The 19,854-nt window shown below is 32.3% G+C and carries 18 protein-coding genes and 1 tRNA gene; 12 read left to right on the top strand and 7 right to left on the bottom strand.

What is annotated here, in order from left to right:
• The first annotated feature begins 1 nt into the window (after position 1).
• The 9 genes from murD to H2650_RS00300 all read left to right on the top strand — a co-directional run bounded on the left by murD (position 2) and on the right by H2650_RS00300 (position 10,284).
• A complete protein-coding gene (gene murD, locus H2650_RS00340) occupies positions 2–1,333 on the top strand; it encodes a UDP-N-acetylmuramoyl-L-alanine--D-glutamate ligase (RefSeq protein ID WP_188048773.1) in 1,332 nt (443 codons plus the stop codon).
• A gap of 38 nt (positions 1,334–1,371) precedes the next feature.
• On the top strand, positions 1,372–2,661 hold the full coding sequence (locus H2650_RS00335; protein ID WP_188048772.1) for an FtsW/RodA/SpoVE family cell cycle protein: 1,290 nt from the start codon (positions 1,372–1,374) through the stop codon (positions 2,659–2,661).
• A 51-nt stretch (positions 2,662–2,712) separates the two neighbouring features.
• Positions 2,713–3,804: an undecaprenyldiphospho-muramoylpentapeptide beta-N-acetylglucosaminyltransferase gene (murG, locus tag H2650_RS00330; RefSeq protein ID WP_188048771.1), complete on the top strand. Its 1,092-nt coding sequence runs from the start codon at positions 2,713–2,715 to the stop codon at positions 3,802–3,804.
• Between the two features lie 85 nt (positions 3,805–3,889).
• Positions 3,890–5,239 (top strand): UDP-N-acetylmuramate--L-alanine ligase, encoded by a 1,350-nt coding sequence (gene murC / locus H2650_RS00325; RefSeq protein WP_188048770.1) that lies wholly within the window; start codon positions 3,890–3,892, stop codon positions 5,237–5,239.
• A complete protein-coding gene (locus H2650_RS00320; RefSeq protein WP_188048769.1) occupies positions 5,226–5,948 on the top strand; it encodes a cell division protein FtsQ/DivIB in 723 nt (240 codons plus the stop codon). Before murC ends, H2650_RS00320 begins: the two co-directional genes overlap by 14 nt.
• 6 nt (positions 5,949–5,954) lie before the next feature.
• Positions 5,955–7,337 (top strand): cell division protein FtsA, encoded by a 1,383-nt coding sequence (gene ftsA, locus H2650_RS00315; RefSeq protein WP_188048768.1) that lies wholly within the window; start codon positions 5,955–5,957, stop codon positions 7,335–7,337.
• Between the two features lie 67 nt (positions 7,338–7,404).
• On the top strand, positions 7,405–9,363 hold the full coding sequence (gene ftsZ, locus H2650_RS00310; protein ID WP_188048767.1) for a cell division protein FtsZ: 1,959 nt from the start codon (positions 7,405–7,407) through the stop codon (positions 9,361–9,363).
• 329 nt (positions 9,364–9,692) lie between these two features.
• Positions 9,693–10,142: a GatB/YqeY domain-containing protein gene (locus H2650_RS00305; RefSeq protein ID WP_188048766.1), complete on the top strand. Its 450-nt coding sequence runs from the start codon at positions 9,693–9,695 to the stop codon at positions 10,140–10,142.
• Between the two features lie 68 nt (positions 10,143–10,210).
• Positions 10,211–10,284 (top strand) — tRNA-Arg (locus tag H2650_RS00300).
• Between the two features lie 247 nt (positions 10,285–10,531).
• Here H2650_RS00300 and rpmA read toward each other — a convergent pair.
• Positions 10,532–10,798, bottom strand: coding sequence for a 50S ribosomal protein L27 (gene rpmA, locus H2650_RS00295; protein WP_121924086.1), 267 nt, complete (start codon positions 10,796–10,798; stop codon positions 10,532–10,534).
• A 23-nt stretch (positions 10,799–10,821) separates the two neighbouring features.
• On the bottom strand, positions 10,822–11,241 hold the full coding sequence (gene rplU, locus H2650_RS00290) for a 50S ribosomal protein L21 (RefSeq protein ID WP_188048765.1): 420 nt from the start codon (positions 11,239–11,241) through the stop codon (positions 10,822–10,824).
• A 232-nt stretch (positions 11,242–11,473) separates the two neighbouring features.
• On the opposite strand from rplU, the gene H2650_RS00285 reads away from it, so the two are divergent.
• Positions 11,474–12,799 (top strand): pitrilysin family protein, encoded by a 1,326-nt coding sequence (locus tag H2650_RS00285; RefSeq protein ID WP_188048764.1) that lies wholly within the window; start codon positions 11,474–11,476, stop codon positions 12,797–12,799.
• Between the two features lie 11 nt (positions 12,800–12,810).
• Positions 12,811–14,859 (top strand): pitrilysin family protein, encoded by a 2,049-nt coding sequence (locus tag H2650_RS00280; protein ID WP_255462767.1) that lies wholly within the window; start codon positions 12,811–12,813, stop codon positions 14,857–14,859.
• Positions 14,860–14,942: 83 nt separating this feature from the next.
• On the opposite strand, the gene H2650_RS00275 is transcribed toward H2650_RS00280, so the two are convergent.
• A complete protein-coding gene (locus H2650_RS00275; RefSeq protein WP_188048763.1) occupies positions 14,943–15,809 on the bottom strand; it encodes a DMT family transporter in 867 nt (288 codons plus the stop codon).
• Positions 15,810–15,917: 108 nt separating this feature from the next.
• On the opposite strand from H2650_RS00275, the gene H2650_RS00270 reads away from it, so the two are divergent.
• The gene (locus tag H2650_RS00270; RefSeq protein WP_188048762.1) at positions 15,918–16,304 is read left to right on the top strand and encodes a heavy-metal-associated domain-containing protein; all 387 of its coding nucleotides are present in this window, start codon (positions 15,918–15,920) and stop codon (positions 16,302–16,304) included.
• Between the two features lie 89 nt (positions 16,305–16,393).
• Here H2650_RS00270 and gldD read toward each other — a convergent pair whose 3' ends face one another.
• Genes gldD through mutY form a run of 4 tightly spaced genes read right to left on the bottom strand, consistent with a single transcriptional unit; the run spans position 16,394 to position 19,845 of the window.
• Positions 16,394–16,957, bottom strand: coding sequence for a gliding motility lipoprotein GldD (gene gldD, locus H2650_RS00265; RefSeq protein ID WP_188048761.1), 564 nt, complete (start codon positions 16,955–16,957; stop codon positions 16,394–16,396).
• 41 nt (positions 16,958–16,998) lie between these two features.
• Positions 16,999–18,294, bottom strand: coding sequence for a gliding motility-associated protein GldE (gldE, locus tag H2650_RS00260; RefSeq protein ID WP_188048760.1), 1,296 nt, complete (start codon positions 18,292–18,294; stop codon positions 16,999–17,001).
• Between the two features lie 23 nt (positions 18,295–18,317).
• A complete protein-coding gene (locus H2650_RS00255; protein ID WP_188048759.1) occupies positions 18,318–18,758 on the bottom strand; it encodes a single-stranded DNA-binding protein in 441 nt (146 codons plus the stop codon).
• A gap of 46 nt (positions 18,759–18,804) precedes the next feature.
• On the bottom strand, positions 18,805–19,845 hold the full coding sequence (gene mutY, locus H2650_RS00250) for an A/G-specific adenine glycosylase (protein WP_188048758.1): 1,041 nt from the start codon (positions 19,843–19,845) through the stop codon (positions 18,805–18,807).
• Between the last annotated feature and the right edge of the window lie 9 nt (positions 19,846–19,854).

The following is a 19,854-nucleotide window of genomic DNA, read 5'->3' as shown; positions in this document are numbered from 1 at the left end:
TATGAGATTAGTGATTTTAGGTGGAGGAGAAAGTGGTGTTGGTACTGCTATTCTAGGAAAAAAGAAAGGATATGAGGTGTTTGTATCAGACTTTGGAAAAATAAAAGGGAACTATAAGGAGGTTCTTCTTATAAATGGAATTGAATGGGAAGAGGAAATGCATACAGAGAATCTGATTCTTAATGCAGATTTGGTGATGAAAAGTCCAGGAATTCCGGACAAATCACCAATAGTAAAAAAGCTAAAAGAAAAAGGAATTCCAATAATGTCAGAAATTGAGTTTGCTGCTCCTTATACAAATGCAACAATTATTGGTATCACAGGAAGTAATGGTAAAACCACTACTACAATGCTTACTCATCATTTGTTAAAATCAGCAGGATTAAATGCTGGTTTAGGAGGAAATATAGGAAAGAGTTTTGCTTGGCAAGTAGCAGATAATAAATACGATTCGTATGTGTTGGAGTTGAGTAGTTTTCAATTAGATGGAATCAAAGATTTTAAACCACATATCGCAATTATTACCAATATCAGTCCAGATCATTTGGATCGATATGATTATAAATACGAAAATTACATCGATTCTAAGTTTAGAATAACAATGAATCAAACCGAGGATGATTACCTCATATACGATGCAGACGATGAAGCGATTAACCAATGGTTAAGCACTCACAAAACAAAAGCAAAATTAATTCCTTTTTCATTGACGAAAATTTTCAGCGAAGGAGCCTATATAAAAGATAATAAAATGGAGATTAAAATCAGTCAAGAAGAATTTACAATGAACACAGAATACATTGCTTTAGAAGGAAAGCATAATATGAAAAACGCAATGGCAGCAAGCTCTGTAGCAAAATTAATGCAAATAAGAAAAGCTACTATTAGAGAGAGTTTATCTGATTTTCAAGGAGTAGAACACCGTTTGGAAAAAGTTTTAAAAATACAGAATGTTCAATATATAAATGATTCCAAAGCAACTAATGTTAACGCTTCTTTTTATGCTTTAGATAGCATGAATACACCAACCGTTTGGATTGTTGGTGGTGTTGATAAAGGGAATGACTATAATGAATTGATGGCTTTAGTTCGGGAGAAAGTAAAAGCGATCATTTGTCTTGGTGTTGATAATAAAAAAATTATTGATGTTTTTGGCAATGTAGTAGATATTATGGTTGAAGTAGACAATATGAATGATGCTGTAAAAATGGCTCAAAGATTAACAGAAAAAGGAGATACTGTTTTGTTATCGCCAGCATGTGCTAGTTTTGATTTGTTTGAAAGTTATGAAGACAGAGGAAATCAATTCAAACAAGCTGTTAAGCATTTGTAATATAAAAAGAGTTTTATAAAATTTGAAGATAATAAAGTATGAAGCGATTAATAGGTAATTTAAAAGGAGATAAAGGGATTTGGTCATTTGTGGCCTTACTCGCCTTGTTTTCGTTTATGCCTGTTTTGAGTGCGAGTAGTAATTTGGCTTACATAGGCCACGGAACAGGAAATACTTTAGGATATTTAGTTAAACATTTAGCTCACATAGGATGTGGAGTCTTTATTGTGTATTATATACATAAAGTGCCTTATCATTATTTTAGATCAATTTCTAAATGGTTGTTGCCTGTTGTTTGGTTAGTTTTAGCTATAACGATGATCAAAGGAACTGTAATTGGTGGAGCCAATGCAAGCCGATGGATACAAATTCCACTGGTTGGAATTTCATTTCAACCGTCTGCATTTGCTGCTTTAGTGCTGTTTGTGTTTGTAGCGCGCTATTTATCCAAAACAAGGGAAAATCCAATTGATTTTGTAGAATCTTTAAAAGAGCTTTGGTTGCCCGTTTTCATTACGCTAATTTTTATTCTTCCATCTAATTTCTCGACAACGGCATTGATTTTTTCTATGATATTAATGTTGGCTTTTATAGGTCGTTATCCAATGAAATACTTGGCTATTATTATTGGAACTGGTATTTTATTTCTTGGGTTTTTTATATTGATTTCAAAAGCTTTTCCAGATGCCAAATTTTTTAATAGAGTTGCAACTTGGGAAAGTCGAATTGAAAGTTTTAGTACAAACAAACCCGATGAAGATGATTACCAAATAGAAAAAGCAAAAATCGCCATTGCCTCAGGTAAAATATATGGTCTAGGACCAGGAAAAAGTGTTCAGAAAAACTTCTTACCACAGTCTTCTTCCGATTTTATATATGCAATTATAGTAGAGGAATATGGTTTAATTGGTGGTTTGGGAGTTTTATCCTTGTATTTATTATTGCTTTTTAGGTTTGTCATTGCTTCGCACAAAGCCAATACACTCTTTGGAAAATTGGTAGTAATAGGATTGGGATTTCCAATGATTTTTCAAGCCATGATAAATATGGCGGTAGCTGTAGAGCTTTTGCCAGTTACTGGTCAAACGTTGCCTCTAATTAGTAGTGGAGGAACTTCCATCTGGATGACTTGTATTGCTTTAGGCATTATTATAGGCGTAACTAAAAAAGAAGAGGAAATTACTCAAGAATTAAAAGAAGCGGCAAAAAGAGAAGAAGCATTACAAAAATTAATAGATAGAGAATTAGAAGAAGAATTTGTTTTAGAAGAAGATTATTCAATTCAGGACAAAGCTGTAAATCCAATGCAAGCAGTTTTAAACAAGTAATTTTTTTTCTAATGTAATATAAAATAATACTAACTCAGTAAGTTTAAGAAAATGAAACAATATAGATTCATATTAAGTGGCGGCGGTACAGGAGGACATATTTATCCTGCAATTGCTATCGCAAATGAATTAAAAACTCGTTTTCCAGATGCTGAGTTTCTTTTTGTAGGTGCCAAAGATAAAATGGAAATGCAAAAAGTACCACAATCGGGTTATCGGATTAAGGGACTTTGGATTGCCGGATTGCAGAGAAGAATAACTTTTGACAATGCACTTTTTCCATTAAAGTTAATTAGTAGTTTGTTTAGAGCGCGTACAATTGTACGCCAATTTAAACCAGATGTTGTCATTGGTACCGGTGGTTTTGCAAGCGGACCATTATTACAAATAGCTACTTTATTGGGGATACCAACTGTTATTCAAGAACAGAACTCCTTTCCAGGAATCACAAATAAATTGTTAAGTAAAAAAGCAAATACGATTTGTGTTGCTTATGAAAATTTAGAACGTTTTTTTCCAAAAGAGAAAATGATTTTAACGGGCAATCCAGTTCGTCAAGATGTTTTAGATATTTACTCAAAAAGAAGTGAAGCTCTTTCTTATTTTAATTTAGATACCAATAAAAAAACTTTATTAATTCTTGGTGGAAGTCTTGGTTCTAGAAGAATAAATCAGTTAATAGAAAAAGAATTGGATTTTTTATTAGCTTCTGGTGTTCAAGTTTTTTGGCAGTGTGGTAATTTTTATATGTCAGAATACAGACATTTTTCAGAGAAAGAAGATGTTCAAGTGGTCTCCTTTATTGATAGAATGGATTTAATTTATGCAGCTGCCGATTTTGTTATTTCTCGTGCCGGAGCGTCATCTGTTTCAGAGTTATGCTTGGTTGGTAAGCCTACAATCTTTATTCCTTCTCCTAACGTAGCTGAGGATCACCAAACTAAGAATGGCAAGGCTATTGCTGATAAAAAGGGAGCTTTATTGATAAAAGAGAGTGAATTAGAGGATAAATTTGAGTCTGTTTTTAACAAATTGTTGCATGATGAAAACCTTCAAAACAATTTGAGTTTAAACATGAAAAAATTAGCAAAACCAAATGCTACAAAAGATATTGTGGCGGAAATAATAAAATTAATAAAATAATTACAGTAAAATCAAGTTTAACATTCTACGGGTATTTTGGAAGTAAAACTAAAAGTGCTATTACAAGTAATATTGAAAATTAAAAATGAATTTAAATCAAATACATAACGTTTATTTTATAGGTATCGGAGGAATCGGTATGAGCAATCTTGCGCGCTATTTTAAAAATTTAGGCAAGCAAGTTTGTGGATACGATAAAACGCCTTCTGTTCTTACTTCTGAATTAATAGAAAGCGGAATTTCAATACATTTTGAGGATAATATTAATTTGATACCTTCAGATTTTTACAATGAAAATACTTTAGTTATTGTTACACCTGCTGTTCCTACTGCTCATTCTGAATGGAATTATTTTATAGAAAGAGATTATATAATTAAAAAAAGAGCAGAAGTTTTAGGATTAATTACTAAAGATACTTTTTGTTTTGCAGTTGCTGGAACGCATGGAAAAACAACTACATCAGGTATTTTAGGTCATATTTTGAATGAAGCTGGAGCTGACGTAACTGCTTTTATTGGTGGAATAGTAGAAAATTACAATTCTAATTTAATTGGAAATGGAAAAACTATAACTGTTGTCGAGGCGGACGAATTTGATAGATCTTTTTTACACCTGCATCCTAATATTGCCTGCATAACTTCTATGGATGCTGATCATTTAGATATTTATGGTACAAGTGAGGCAATTGAAGAATCTTTCGTAGAATTTGCTTCAAAAATAACAGACAAATCTAAACTCTTTATTACCAAAGAGCTCCCTATAGAAGGGGTTATTTGCGCTATAAATGAAGAGGCTGTTTATAAAGTGTTTAATGTTAGGATTGGTGATGGAAGTTATGTTTTTGACGTTCAAACACCTACTTCGGTTATTAAGGACATTCATTTTGGGTTGCCGGGGAAACATAATTTAATGAATGTACTAATGGCTATTGCAATGGCAGATTTATTTGGTACTCCAACTAAAGCTATTGCTGCTGCGGTTGCTTCATTTAAGGGAATTAAACGAAGATTTTCTTATCAAATTAAAACCGTTGATAAAGTATATATTGATGATTACGCACACCATCCTACTGAAATAAATGCAGTGAATCAAGCGGTTAGGGAGTTGTATCCAAATCAAAAAGTTTTGGCTGTTTTTCAACCCCACTTATTTAGCAGAACAAGAGATTTTGCTGATGATTTTGCTAAAAGTTTATCAGCATTCGATGAAGTACTTTTATTAGACATTTATCCAGCTCGTGAGTTACCTATGGAAGGTATAAATTCTCAATGGCTTATGGAAAAGATGACCAATAATAATAAGAAATTAGTAGAAAAAGAGGATTTAATAGCCTCAATTTTGAAAAGTGAAGCTACCGTTATTGTTACAATTGGAGCGGGTAATATTGGAGAATTAGTACCATCAATTAAGAAAGCGATAAATGAAACTCTTTAATTGGATAAACATACGATTAGTGCTAATGTTTGTATTGGTTATTTTTTTATTTTCATTTACTTCAAAACGAAATGAAAATAGGAAATTGTCAAAAACAATCATTACTTTTGTAGGAGATAACGCGCCTTTTATTAAACAGGAAACGGTTAATAAATTGTTAATAGAAAATAATAGTGCGGTAACGAGTATTGAAAAAGTTAATTTAGATTTGAATAAGCTAGAAAAAAACTTGAATTCACATCAGATGATTGAGAAGTCAGATGTATTTGTGAGTATTGATGGTGTTTTAAAAGCTGTGGTAAAACAAAAGACTCCTGTTTCTAGAGTATTTGATAGTAATGGTTCTTTTTATATTGATTACGAAGGGGATAGAATGCCTTTGTCATCAAATTTCACTGCAAGAGTTCCCCTTGTTTCAGGAGAAATAAATAAAAATAATAACGAAGATTTAGCTGAATTGTTTCGCGTAATTTTTGATGATTCATTTTTGAAAAAAAATATAATCGGAATACAAATTATGCCAAATGGTAGCTTAATAATGCTCAACAGGAATTTTAATTATCAAATTGATTTTGGTAATCTGAATAATGTGGAGCGAAAATTTAAAAATTATAAAGCTTTTTTTCAAAAAGCAGTTTTAGATAGTTCGTTGTATAAATATAAAAAAATTGACCTCCGATTTACGGAACAAGTAGTTTGCACTAAATAATAGATAATGGAAAAAGATAACATTGCAGTAGGTCTAGATATTGGGACAACAAAAATAGTTGCCATGATAGGCAAAAAGAATGAATATGGTAAACTAGAAATTTTAGGAATTGGAAAGTCTAAAAGTTTAGGTGTGGCTAGAGGTGTTGTGAATAACATTACTCAAACTATACAATCAATACAACAAGCAGTTCAAGAGGCAGAAAATAATTCAGGTTACAAAATTAAAGACGTAGTAGTTGGAATTGCTGGACAACACATTCGCAGTATTCAGCATACAGATTACATAAGCAGACATAATCCTGAAGAAGTGATAGGAGGAAACGACATTCAACTTTTGATAGATCAAGTAAATAAATTGGCGATGTTACCTGGTGAAGAAATCATACATGTTTTACCACAAGAATTCAAAATTGATGGCCAATCTGAAATAAAAGAACCAATAGGAATGTATGGCGGAAGATTAGAGTCTAGTTTTCATGTTGTAGTAGGCCAAGCTTCTTCTATACGTAACGTAGGGAGATGTATTCAAAGTTCTGGAATTGAGTTGTCAGGATTAACCTTAGAGCCTTTGGCTTCTGCAGATGCAGTATTAAGTCAAGAAGAAAAAGAAGCTGGTGTTGCTTTAATCGATATCGGTGGAGGAACAACTGACTTAGCTATTTTTAAAGATGGAATTATACGTCATACAGCGGTTATTCCTTTTGGTGGTAATGTGATTACAGATGATATTAAAGAAGGGTGTTCGATCATTGAAAAACAAGCGGAATTATTAAAAGTTAAGTTTGGTTCAGCATGGCCTGGTGAAAATAGAGATAACGAGATTGTTTCTATTCCTGGATTAAGAGGTAGAGAACCGAAAGAAATTTCATTAAAGAACCTTTCTAAAATTATTCATGCGAGAGTTGTAGAAATCGTTGATCTAGTTTTTACAGAAGTCAAAGCATATGGTCATGAAGATCCTCGTAAAAAATTAATTGCTGGTATTGTACTGACAGGTGGCGGTGCTCAATTAAAACACATTAAGCAGTTAGTAGAGTATATTACAGGTATGGATACTAGAATTGGATATCCAAATGAGCATTTAGCTGGAAATTCAGATGAGGAAATATCAAGTCCTTTGTACGCAACAGCGGTAGGATTGGTAATGAAGAGTATTGAGAATAAATCACAAAGTGCTATTCGAGTTGAGGCTTTAGAACAACCTAAAATTCCAACTTACAGACCTGCAGTTGTTCAAGCGCCCATACAAGAAGTGTACGAAAGTGTTGAAGAACAAGTAGATCAAAGTGTAAATGAAAAACACAATTCTACTGTAAATAGAATACAACGAAATTTCTTTGATCGTTATGTAGATAAGATTAAAGATTTTTTAGATAATGCAGAGTAAAAGGCGCGGCCTTTAAAAATAATAAAAAGATTAATAATATAACAATTTCAAAAAAAAACCAAATAAAATGATGAGCGACTCAGAATTTGGAAGTATTTCATTTGATTTACCAAAGAATCAATCAAATGTGATAAAAGTTATAGGAGTAGGTGGTGGTGGAAGCAATGCTATAAACCACATGTTTAAGCAAGGAATTAAAGGTGTTGACTTTATCGTATGTAATACGGATTCTCAAGCTTTACAGAGCAGTTCTGTACCAAATAAAATTCAGTTAGGTGTTAATCTTACTGAAGGACTTGGTGCTGGAGCTAATCCTGATGTAGGACAGCAATCAGCGATTGAAAGCATTTCTGACATAGAAAAAATGTTGGATCGCAATACTAAAATGGTTTTCATTACTGCTGGAATGGGTGGTGGAACAGGTACTGGTGCTGCGCCAGTAATAGCTCAATTGGCTAAAGAAAGAGATATTCTTACGGTTGGTATTGTAACATTACCTTTTCTTTTTGAAGGTAAAGTGCGTCAAGAGCAAGCCTTAATCGGTATCGAAAAATTGCGTAAGCAAGTCGATTCGTTAATTGTTATTAACAATAACAAGCTAAGAGAAGTATATGGTAATCTTGGTTTTAAAGCTGGGTTTTCAAAAGCAGATGAAGTTTTAGCAACTGCCTCACGAGGAATTGCTGAAGTTATTACACATCACTACACTCAGAATATCGATTTAAGAGATGCTAAAACGGTTCTTTTTAATAGCGGAACTGCTATTATGGGATCTTCAGTTTCTTCTGGAGAAAACAGAGCTAAGGAAGCGATTATCGCTGCTTTAGATTCTCCTTTGTTAAATGATAATAAAATAACTGGTGCCAAAAACGTATTGTTGCTTATCGTTTCTGGAACTAATGAAATAACTATTGATGAAATAGGAGAAATCAACGATCATATTCAGGTAGAAGCAGGTCACAATGCTAATATTATTATGGGAGTTGGTGAAGATGAGTCTCTTGGAGATGCTATTGCAGTAACTATAATTGCAACAGGATTTGATATTGAGCAACAAAACGAAATTGTAAATACAGAACCTAAGAAAATAATTCATACGCTTGAGGATGAACAAAGAAGTGTTTATAATCTAAGCAGTAAATCAGTTACAGCATTTGATTTAAATGCAGATTCGCAAGTTTCGAACTCCAATGAAAGAGTTGTTTTTGATTTATTAGAAGATACAGTTGTAATTCCTGAGCCAGTTGTCGTTCCTGAGTCAGTAATTGAGCAACCTTTGATTCAAAAAGATGAATTAACAGTGATGTCAGAATTTATTAAAAATCTTGACGTAACTTTCGAAATTGTCTCTCCTATAAGTGATGTAGATTTTACAATTACAGCACCAGTAGTACAAGCCAAAATTCCGCAGCCAAAAGTTGTTGAAAGACAAGAGCAGACTACTTTTTCATTTGATCTACCTCTTTTTAAAACAGAGCCAGCAGTAGTAGAAGAAGTAAAGGAAAATAAAGTTCTTTTCGAACTTACAAACGAAACAAAAGAGATTAAAGTAAATGAAGCGGTGCAATTTGTGCCAGTAACGGAGTTAACTGATAGTGGAATAATTAAGTATTCTCTAGAAGAGTATATGGATCTAGAGCCAGAATTCACAGCTAAACCAGTTGCAAAAACGCCAGAAGTTGTAATTCCTGCTGAGTTGAATATTACCATGAAACAAGTGGAAAAATCAGAGCCTGTAAATGTTGATTTTGAACCAGTTTCTCCAATGGAAATGACAATAGAAGAGTCGTTGCGAATGAGAGCAGATGAGAGAAGAAAGAAATTAAAAGAATTCAATTATAAGTTTCATAACAACGTTTCTAAAATTGATGAATACGAAAAGGAACCTGCATACAAACGATTAGGGATTGATATTTCTAATAATCCTGCAAATAATACGAATTCAAGAATTTCAGTAGGAACGGATAGTAATAATGATTTACAATTGCGTTCAAACAATTCATATTTGCATGATAATGTAGATTAAGTAATACTTACTAAATTAAAATAACCCGAAAACTCAATTGAATTTTCGGGTTATTTTTTCTACTATAGGAAACGGTGGTTTTATTGTTATTCCCATTAAATTTCTTTAATTTTGTGTGCCTTAATCCAGCTGTCATTTCAAGCTTTTATCAAAAATTCTTTTTTATAAGCACTTAAAAGAGCTTCCAAGGTCGCTTTTTAAGTTTTATAAAAAAATGAATTTTTTTCAAAAAGGCTTTTCTTTTCTATCTGGGGCAATAATTTAGTGTCCTTATACGGATTATTTTGTAAAGGAGAATTTAATAATAAGAATCTAATATCTAAAATAAAATGAGTTTATCAATACAAATCATGGACGATATCAAAGTTGCCATGAGAGCCAAAGATACAGTTGCACTAGAAGCTTTAAGAGCTATCAAATCTGAAATATTATTAGCTCAGACTGCATCTGGATCAAAAGAAGAAATTTCTGCTGATGACGAAGTTAAATTGCTTCAAAGATTAGTAAAAACACGTAAAGAAAGCGCTAGGATTTTTACTGAGCAAAATCGTTTGGATTTAGCAGAACCTGAATTGGCTCAAATTGCAGTAATCGAAAAATTCTTACCAGCACAATTAACCGAAGCAGAAGTAGAAGCGGTAATCGCTAAAATCATTGCTGAAACTGGAGCTTCTGGAATTGCATCAATGGGAAAAGTTATGGGATTAGCAGCAGCACAATTAGGCGGAACTGCCGAAGGAAAAACTATTTCAACACTTGTAAAGAAATTATTGGTTTAAAGGATAGTGTTGTTAACGATTTTAAATTACAAATCTAAAATTGTTAATAAGCAATCTATAATCAAAATGGCTGTGTAGTTCAACTGGATAGAATATCAGATTTCGACTCTGAGGGTTGCAGGTTCGAACCCTGTCGCGGCCACTACGAGTTTTTTACTACTCTTTAACGATTTATGTTTTATTAAAACGCTCTTTATAGGGCGTTTTTTTTGTTTCTTAAAGATTCAGTATTTTGATATCTACTTTTCTTTTTTATATTAGTTGGTCACAAAGGAAGTGTTTCAATTAAAAGTTAAGAATCATCTCTTTAGATAGCAATTAAAAAATTTATGCATAAAAAAAACCTTTAGATTTCTCTAAAGGTTTTTTTTATTTTGAAAACAATTCAATTATGCTTCAACTTCAAATGGAAGTATAGATACATAAGATTTGTTATCTCTTTTCTTTTGGAACATAACAACTCCATCTACTCTTGCGTGTAGTGTGTGATCTTTACTGATGTAAACATTTTCACCTGGATTGTGTTTTGAACCTCTTTGTCTTACGATGATGTTCCCAGCAATAGCAGCTTGACCACCAAAAATCTTAACACCTAAACGTTTTGATTCTGATTCTCTACCATTCTTAGAACTACCGACACCTTTCTTGTGAGCCATGACGTATTAGTTTTATTTTGTTATTATTCTTGTGTATCTTCTTTTTTAGCTTTAGCTACTTTTTTCTTAGGAGCTTCAACTTCTTCTGTTGTTTCAGCTGCTGCTTTTTTAGGAGCTGCTTTCTTAGCACCAACACCAGTAATTCCTTCGATTACAATTTGAGTAAGATATTGTCTGTGACCGTTTCTCTTTTTGTATCCTTTTCTTCTTTTCTTTTTGAAAATGATAACTTTGTCTCCTTTTAAGTGTTGTAACACTTTAGCTTCTACTGAAGCACCTTCTATAGCTGGGGCGCCTAAAGTGATAGTTCCGTTGTCATCTAATAAAAGAACTTTGTCAAAAGTAACTTTTGAACCTTCTTCATTAGTCAAACGGTTAACATAAACCTTTAAGTCTTTGCTTACTTTGAATTGTTGCCCTGCTATCTCTACGATTGCATACATACTGATTGGTTTTAATAATTTTTAAGGTTGCAAATATACAATTATATTTTTAACTTGCAATCTGTGTAACAAAAAATATCACTACTTATTAATTCATCCTTTTGTTGTTCTTTTTTCATTACTCTTCTTACTGAATTGAACAAGTGTTAAAGTAGAATTTTTCTTCTTTTTTTTTGTAACAATCTCTTTAGGAATACTACTTATTATTCATATTAACAAAATTATTAACCTTATGAAAAAATCATTAATGGCTTTAGGTGCTTTGTTTATGCTAGGAGGAGTAGCCTCTGCTCAAAAAGTAGCATTTGAGGAATACAATTTAGATAATGGCTTGCATGTAATTTTACACAATGATCCGTCAGCTCCAACTGTCATCACATCTGTAATGTATCATGTAGGTGCTAAAGACGAAAATCCGGAAAGAACTGGATTTGCTCACTTTTTTGAACATTTATTATTCGAAGGAACAGAGAATATAAAGCGAGGAGAATGGTTCAAAATTGTAACTAGTAATGGTGGTGTGAATAATGCCAACACCACTGACGATAGAACTTATTATTACGAAGTTTTCCCGTCTAACAATCTTGAATTAGGATTGTGGATGGAAGCAGAGAGAATGTTGCATCCTATTATTAACCAAATTGGTGTGAACACGCAAAATGAAGTTGTAAAAGAAGAAAAAAGACTTCGTGTTGACAATCAACCATACGGAAACTTTTTGGCAGAAGTAAAAAAGAATATTTTTAAGAAGCATCCTTATCGTTGGGCAACAATTGGCTCTATGGCACATTTAGATGCTGCAACTTTAGAGGAATTTCAAGCTTTTAATAAGAAATTCTATGTTCCTAACAATGCTGTTTTAGTTGTTGCAGGAGATTTTAAAAAGGAGCAAGCTAAAGAATGGATTCAAAAATATTTTGGACCTATCAAAAAAGGAGCAGCTATTAAAAGAGAAACTTTTGTAGAAGATCCTATCACAGAAACAATAAAAGCAAAGTTTGAAGATGCAAACATTCAAATTCCTGCTATTGTAGCTGCCTATAGAACACCGTCTATGAAAACTAGAGATGCAAGAGTTTTAGACATGATCTCTTCGATATTAACGGATGGAAAAAGTTCTAGATTGTACAAAAAAATTGTTGACGATAAAAAAATGGCCTTGCAAATAGGTGCTTTTAGTAACAGTCAAGAGGACTACGGAAGTTATATTATCTACGGATTACCTCAAGCTCCTAATACGGCTGCTGATATTCTTGCTGAAATAGATTCTGAAGTTGTAAATCTACAAACAGAATTAATAAGTGAGAAAGATTTACAGAAATTAAAGAATAAATTCGAGAATCAATATGTAAACAGCAACTCAACTATTGATGGTATTGCAGATAATTTAGCAACTTACTATTTATTATACGGAGATGTAAATTTAATTAATACGGAGAACGATATTTATCAATCGGTTACACGTGAAGAGATTAGAGATATCGCCAAGAAATATTTGAATCCAAATCAAAGATTAGTTTTGGATTATGTTCCATCTAAAGACAAAGCTCAAAACTAAGATATATCATTATGAAAAAATCAATATTAATTTTATCAAGCTTGTTCTTAACACTTATTATGCAAGGACAAATCATTCCTCAGCCAAAACCTGGAGTTGCTCCAACCGTTAAAATCGGAAAACCGCAAACCTTTGAATTAAAAAACGGATTGAAAGTTATGGTTGTTGAAAACCATAAATTGCCTAGAGTTGCTTTCAGTCTTACTTTAGATAATGATCCATATGCAGAAGGAGACAAAAAAGGACTTTCTGATATGACAAGTACGTTGATGGGAAGTGGAACAACTAAAATTTCTAAAACAGCTTTCAATGAAGAGATCGATTTTCTAGGAGCTAATATTAACTTTAGTTCAAATGGTGCTTCAGCAAATTCTTTATCAAAGTATGCAGGTAGAGTTTTAGAGTTAATGGCCGATGGCGCATTAAATCCAAATTTTACTCAAGAAGAATTTGATAAAGAAAAAACCAAACTTATTGAAGGTCTTAAAGCAAATGAGAAAAGTGTTTCTGCCGTTGCTAGAAGAGTAGTAGATGTTTTAGCTTATGGTAAAGATCATCCTTCTGGTGAATATGTAAGCGAAGCAACTTTGAAAAATGTTACTTTGGCTGATGTAAAAAGAAACTACAGTACGTATTTCGTTCCTAGTAATGCTTATCTAATCATTGTAGGAGATGTAAAATTCAATGAAACTAAAAAAATGGTAGAAAAGTTTTTTGGTTCATGGAAAAAAGATACCGCTCCTTCTATTTCTTATACGGATCCAAAAGATGTATCAAGCACTCAAATTAACTTTGTAGACATGCCAAATGCGGTACAGTCAGAAGTTACAGTTGTTAATATGTCAAGTCTAAAAATGACAGATCCAGATTACTTTGCTGTATTGATAGCAAATCAAATTTTGGGTGGAGACTTCAATAGTTATATTAACATGAACTTGAGAGAAGCTCACGGATGGACTTATGGTGCAAGAACAGCGATAAGTGGTGATAAGCGTATTGCTACTTTTAATGCTTCTACGCAAGTTCGTAATGCTGTGACAGACAGTACGGTTGTAGAGATTATAAAAGAATACAAAAAAATTAGAACTGAAAAAGTGACTGAAGACATGTTAGCTAGTGTAAAAGCGGGTTATATAGGTCGATTTGTAATGCAAATTGAAAAACCACAAACTGTGGCAGGATATGCATTAAGAATTCAAACTCAAAATTTACCAGCTGATTTTTACGAAAATTACATTAAAAATATAAGTGCGGTAACTGCTGATGATGTCTTAAGAGTTGCAAACAAATATTTTAAAGTTGACAACAGTAGAATTGTAATTGTTGGAAAAGCATCTGATGTTGCAGCTGGATTAGAAAAATTACAGATACCAGTTTTCTATTTTGATAAGTACGGAAATCCAACTGCTAAACCAGAATTTAAAAAACCAGTTCCAGCAGGATTGACTGCAAAAACAGTTATTGATAATTATATTATAGCTATCGGTGGTGAGAAAGCAGCTTCAGCTGTTAAAACAATTGCATTGAATGGAACAACGACGATTCCTCAAGCGCCTTCTCCATTGACTTTTGTTTCTAAAATTGATGCCAAAGGAAAATTAATGGTAGAGTTGGCTATGGGGACAATGAGTATAATGAAGCAAGTGGTTAATGAAAAAGGAGGTTATGTGATGCAACAAGGGCAACGTCAGATTATTGAAGGTGCTGCGCTTGCCGAAATGAAAGCAGCTGCTACTCCAATTGAAGAGCTTTTACTTTCTAAAAAACAAGGGTTAATTTTAGAGAGTATTGAATCTATTAATGGTAAGGATGCTTACGCAATCAAAAATGGTAAAACAACGCTTTTCTATGATGTAAATACAGGTTTAAAAGTTGCTGAAACGAAAGTGATGGAGCAAGGTGGTAAGAGCATTTCTCAAACTACAAATTATTCAGATTACAGAGTAGTAAAAGGAGTTAAAGTTCCTTTTAATATTATACAAAATGTAGGTTTTGAATTGGATATAAAAATATCAGATGTCAAAATAAACGAAGGAGTATCGGATGCTGATTTTCAGTAATCTTTAATTGAATTATTTAAATAAAGGCTGTCTTTTAGACAGCCTTTATTGTTTTAAATTATCATTGTTTCGTAATGGTGCAATTATTTTTTTGCGGATAAATACACACCTATTAAAATAATAAAGGCGCCAAAATATTGAACGGGCGTAAGTATTTCATTGTCCAACAATCCCCATCCAAAAGCAATTACAGGAATTAAATAGGTTACAGAAGTTGCGAAAACTGGTGATGAGATTTGTATTAACTTAAAGAAAAGTATATTGGCTATTCCGGTCCCTACTATGCCTAATATCATAATAAAAAGCACAGACTGTTGTACTTTGATTTCCTGAACCACTTCAAAGAAACCAGAGAAAAATAACAGGATAAAAGCTGGAATGAACAATATTGTAAAATTACCAGTTGTTATACTCAATGGGCTTAAATCGTGTAAATGTTTTTTTATTATATTAACGTTTAATGCATAACAAATTGAAGCAATTAAGACCAAAATAGCGTAATAATAGTTTTGTTCAGGGTGATTAAGAGCGCCATTAAAAACCAATAAAATGCTTCCGGTTAGGCCAATTAATATTCCTAAAATTTGATTTCTTTTAAAATGCAATCCGAAAAAAAAGGCGCCTAAAAGTAAAGTGTTTAAAGGTGTAAGGGAGTTTAAAATAGAACTAACAGAACTTTCAATTTCTGTTTGAGCAATAGCAAATAAATAAACAGGCAAAAAAGTTCCGACTAATGAAGTCAAGGCAATATATTTCCATTTTCGAGCAGGAATTTTTGATAAATTTTTAAAACCAATTAGGAATAAAAAAAGAGCAGCAAAAATAATGCGTAGTGATCCCAATTGTAAAGCTGTTAAACCAATGAGTCCTTTTTTTATTAATATAAAAGAACTTCCCCAAACTAGGGCTAGAAGTGTTAAGTAGAGCCATTTTAACTGGTTTGATTTCATAAATCTGATTTTGCCCCAAAATTGTAATTATTTTATGAAATATTCCTTCTTTTTTTGATTAATTTTGAAGTATTAAAAGGAACTCTTAATCTCTAAAATTATAATATAATGAATTTCAAAAAATCAATGTTGACCTTCGCTCTTGCTAGTGTCTTATTTGTTGGATGTAAAGATAAAACCAATGAAAAAGATTTGAAAGGAACTGCGGAAGCTACTGAAAGTACTGTTCCAAAAGTAAAAAAAGAAATTGCAGCTGAAAATCTTCAGACGGCAAGTTTTGCAATAGAAGGAATGACATGCGCTATAGGATGTGCTAAAACAATACAAGAAGACTTAAGTGGACTGGATGGTGTACAAGATGCTAAAGTAGATTTTGATACAAAGTTGGCTACAGTTACTTTTGACAAAACAGTTCAAGATCAAGCAAAATTGACTAAAGTGGTAGAAGCTGCCGCAGATGGTAAGACATACAAAGTAAAAGAGGTAAAAATCTAATATTTTAAAATTTCGCATAAAAAAAGCTTCTCAATTGAGAAGCTTTTTTTGTAAATATGTTTCTTTAAAACAGTAATACTTTTAAAATATTATTTCCATTTTAAAGTTTCCATTAATCGTTGCATGTCATTTTTGATATAACTTGCCGCTGGCATTATAGAGTCGTAATTTGGTTTGGCATAAAAATAAATAGAAGCAGTTACAAAATGTTTAGTACTATCTGTAGCGTAAAATTGTGCGTTCGTAGCTGCGTTGCCTTCCACTTGATAAAACATACCGTAAACTTTTTTATCGGGATTCAAATAAGGTTGTTCTAAAATATCATCTGCTTTTATAACGTGTTCGTACGTTAATTTCTGTGCATCACGTAACAGTTTGTCAATATTATTTATAACAGGTTTATAGGTCAAGTAAATAGTGGCCTTCATTTTAGGATAGGTAATTGTATAATCACAATTCTTTTCCTTTTTTATGATAGCATCCGAATTCATTTCGAAAGCATAAGGACATTCATTTTCAAAACCAACATATTTTGCTTCGGGATAATCCAGTCGTAAGTAGCTAGAAGGTTTAGGTAAAACCTCGTCTTTACAACTGTAATTTAAAAGTGAAATTAGGATTATTATCATGCAAGCAATAGTTCTTTTTGTCATTTTTTTGTTCTTTTTATCTATTTCAAATCTTATGGAAAGATTTATTCTAGAGTCACTTTTATCTGTTTTACCCTTTTTTGATCTACTGTTTCTACTGTAAATAGACAGTTTTCAAAAGCTATTTTTTGATTTTTCTTTGGAAAATTTCCTAAAATTTCAAGAATAAATCCGGCTAATGTTTCTGCTTCTCCTTTTTTATTTTCGAATAATTCTTCGTCGACATCAATAATTCTGTAAAAATCTTTCAAATTTATTTTTCCTTCAAATAGATAATTTTTGTCATCAATTTGAGAAAAGTTAATGTGTTCGTCATCAAACTCATCGCTAATATCACCTACAATTTCTTCGATAACATCTTCTAGCGAAACAAGTCCAGAAGTACCGCCATATTCATCTACAACAATGGCGAGATGGCTTTTCATGCTTTGAAAATCTTTTAATAAGTTGTCTAGTTTTTTATTTTCAGGCACAAAAAACGGTTCTCTTAATAATGATTTCCAGTCATATTCGTTTGTATTTATATGTGGTAATAAATCCTTAACATAAAGAACACCTTCTATTTGATCGATGTTGTCGCGATATACAGGAATTCTAGAGAATCCTTTTTCAATAATTTTAGGACAAATTTCAATAAATGGTTCTGTGATTTCCAATGCAAAGATGTCAATTCTAGGACTCATCACTTGTTTTGTATCAGTGTTCCCAAAGCTAACTATTCCTTCTAGAATTTTTTGTTCTTCAGAAGAAGTGTCCTCAGAGGTTGTCATTTCAAGTGCTTGAGACAATTGATCGACAGAAAAATTTGTTTTCTGTTTGCCTAATTTGTTGTGCAGATAAATAGTGAATGCACGTAATGGTAAGCTGATTGGCGATAATAATTTATCTAAAAAAGCAATTGGAAATACAATATTTTTAGCAAATTTCACGTGATTTCTACTTGCATAAACTTTTGGTAATACTTCTGCAAAAAGTAAAATTAAAAATGCAATTATAATTATTTCGACGTTTAACTTTAAAAACGGATTGGAAATTGCTTCAAAAATATTTTCTCCAATAAATGCAAAAAATAAAATTATAGAGATATTAAGAAAGTTATTGGCAATCATAAGAGTTGCTAATAATTTTTTTGGTTTTTCTAAAAGTTTAGCAATAATTTTCCCCTTAGAATTATTTTCTTGAGATAAGCAATCAACTTCTTTTTGAGAAAGAGACAATAATGCTACTCCTGCACCGGAAATTAATGCGGAGAAAAATAACAAAACAACTATCGCTAAAAGACCCAATATTAAATGGGTGTCGATAGTGTTAATAAAAGACAAACTGGGCTCTGGGTCCAAATTAGTAAAGATTAGTTAAACATTCAAAATGGCAAGTCGTTTATAGGCAAGTCATTTTTTTCTGAGGCAAAATTAGTGTTTTTTGCAATATCTGTTGCAGGAAATTGTTTGTTACTTTCGCTATCTTTTTTGGTTGTTAGAAAAGTAAATTCGGTCACTTGAATTTCGCTGGTGTGTTTAGTACTTCCGTCTTCAGCTTGCCATTGGCGCGATTTGATTCGGCCTTCGACGTATATTTTGTCTCCTTTGGAAAGATATTTTTCACAAAGTTCAGCGGCTTTATTTCGTACAACCAAGTTGTGCCACTCTGTAGAGGTGATTTTTTCGTTTGTGGTTTTGTTTATATAGACTTCGTTCGTGGCGAGTTGAAATCTACCAATGCAGTTTCCTCCATCAAAATAGTGCATTTTGATGTCATCGCCAAGAAAACCAATTAGCATAACCTTATTTAATGTTCCGTTCATCGTAGATTGTGGTATTTATACCAAAGATACATTTTTTTAGAAATATTTAATTTAATTCCTTTTCAATAAAATTATGAATCACAATCGGGAAGGGAAATGACCTTAATGTGTCTTGATCTATTCCTTCCTTAATAGCACCTTTTATATTGACTTTCCAAAACTTAATATGCAAATGCTGGTGTGATAGTTTATGTACAATACTTTTGTCGTTGTTTTCTAAGATACTCGAAATCTTATTTTCTTTAAAATATTCGTTTTGTATTTGTTCTGAAACAAAACTAAAATCTTCCTCTTTTTCTGTTTCTAATAAAGGAAATTCATATAAGTTGTGCCAAATTCCTTTATCAGTTCGTTTTTGTATGATCGTGTTTTGGTTCTCATCTGATGCTACTATATAATTAAAGTATCGGTTTCTAACTTTTATTTTTTTAGACTTTACGGGCAATTGGTCTACTTTCTTCTTTTGTAAAGCGGCACAACTTTCGTTAAAAATACAAATACTGCAATTAGGACTTTTAGGAACGCATTGCAAAGCGCCAAATTCCATTATTGCTTGATTGAAAAGAGCAGGATTGTCTTTAGGTATTAATTCAAAAGCCAAAGCAGTAAACTCTTTTTTGGCGGAAGCCTGCGCAATATCAGTTTCTACATCAAAATAACGAGATAGCACTCGAAAAACGTTTCCGTCAACAACAGGTACTACTTCATTATGAGAAAAAGAAGCAATCGCGGCGGCTGTATATTCTCCAATTCCTTTTAGTTTTAGTAAGTCATTATAGTTATCAGGAAATATACCGTTTAAATCAGAAGCTATATATTGAGCGGTTTTATGTAAATTTCGAGCTCTAGAATAGTACCCTAAACCTTGCCAAAGTTTAAGTACTTGTTCTTCACTTGCTGCGGCGAGATCAAAAATGGTTGGAAAAGCGGTTGTAAAAGATAAAAAATAAGGTGTTCCTTGCGCTACTCGGGTCTGTTGTAACATGATTTCCGAGAGCCAAATAGGGTAGGGATCTGTGGTGTTTCGCCAAGGTAAATCACGTTTATTTTGTAAGTACCATTTTATCAATAAGTTAGAAAAATTCATGTTTAAATA

Origin of the sequence: Flavobacterium sp. GP15 (genome assembly GCF_014281985.1) — a bacterium.
Classification (GTDB): Bacteria; Bacteroidota; Bacteroidia; order Flavobacteriales; family Flavobacteriaceae; genus Flavobacterium; species Flavobacterium pygoscelis.
Note: the sequence above shows the minus strand (reverse complement) of the source record. Positions and strands in the feature narration are given on the sequence as shown.

Excerpts from the sequence above, each read along its gene's own strand:
- murD (WP_188048773.1), top strand. The coding sequence starts at position 2 with ATGAGATTAGTGATTTTAGGTGGAGGAGAAAGTGGTGTTGGTACTGCT.
- H2650_RS00335 (WP_188048772.1), top strand. The coding sequence starts at position 1,372 with ATGAAGCGATTAATAGGTAATTTAAAAGGAGATAAAGGGATTTGGTCA.
- murG (WP_188048771.1), top strand. The coding sequence starts at position 2,713 with ATGAAACAATATAGATTCATATTAAGTGGCGGCGGTACAGGAGGACAT.
- murC (WP_188048770.1), top strand. The coding sequence starts at position 3,890 with ATGAATTTAAATCAAATACATAACGTTTATTTTATAGGTATCGGAGGA.
- H2650_RS00320 (WP_188048769.1), top strand. The coding sequence starts at position 5,226 with ATGAAACTCTTTAATTGGATAAACATACGATTAGTGCTAATGTTTGTA.
- ftsA (WP_188048768.1), top strand. The coding sequence starts at position 5,955 with ATGGAAAAAGATAACATTGCAGTAGGTCTAGATATTGGGACAACAAAA.
- ftsZ (WP_188048767.1), top strand. The coding sequence starts at position 7,405 with ATGATGAGCGACTCAGAATTTGGAAGTATTTCATTTGATTTACCAAAG.
- H2650_RS00305 (WP_188048766.1), top strand. The coding sequence starts at position 9,693 with ATGAGTTTATCAATACAAATCATGGACGATATCAAAGTTGCCATGAGA.
- rpmA (WP_121924086.1), bottom strand. The coding sequence starts at position 10,798 with ATGGCTCACAAGAAAGGTGTCGGTAGTTCTAAGAATGGTAGAGAATCA.
- rplU (WP_188048765.1), bottom strand. The coding sequence starts at position 11,241 with ATGTATGCAATCGTAGAGATAGCAGGGCAACAATTCAAAGTAAGCAAA.
- H2650_RS00285 (WP_188048764.1), top strand. The coding sequence starts at position 11,474 with ATGAAAAAATCATTAATGGCTTTAGGTGCTTTGTTTATGCTAGGAGGA.
- H2650_RS00280 (WP_255462767.1), top strand. The coding sequence starts at position 12,811 with ATGAAAAAATCAATATTAATTTTATCAAGCTTGTTCTTAACACTTATT.
- H2650_RS00275 (WP_188048763.1), bottom strand. The coding sequence starts at position 15,809 with ATGAAATCAAACCAGTTAAAATGGCTCTACTTAACACTTCTAGCCCTA.
- H2650_RS00270 (WP_188048762.1), top strand. The coding sequence starts at position 15,918 with ATGAATTTCAAAAAATCAATGTTGACCTTCGCTCTTGCTAGTGTCTTA.
- gldD (WP_188048761.1), bottom strand. The coding sequence starts at position 16,957 with ATGACAAAAAGAACTATTGCTTGCATGATAATAATCCTAATTTCACTT.
- H2650_RS00255 (WP_188048759.1), bottom strand. The coding sequence starts at position 18,758 with ATGAACGGAACATTAAATAAGGTTATGCTAATTGGTTTTCTTGGCGAT.
- mutY (WP_188048758.1), bottom strand. The coding sequence starts at position 19,845 with ATGAATTTTTCTAACTTATTGATAAAATGGTACTTACAAAATAAACGT.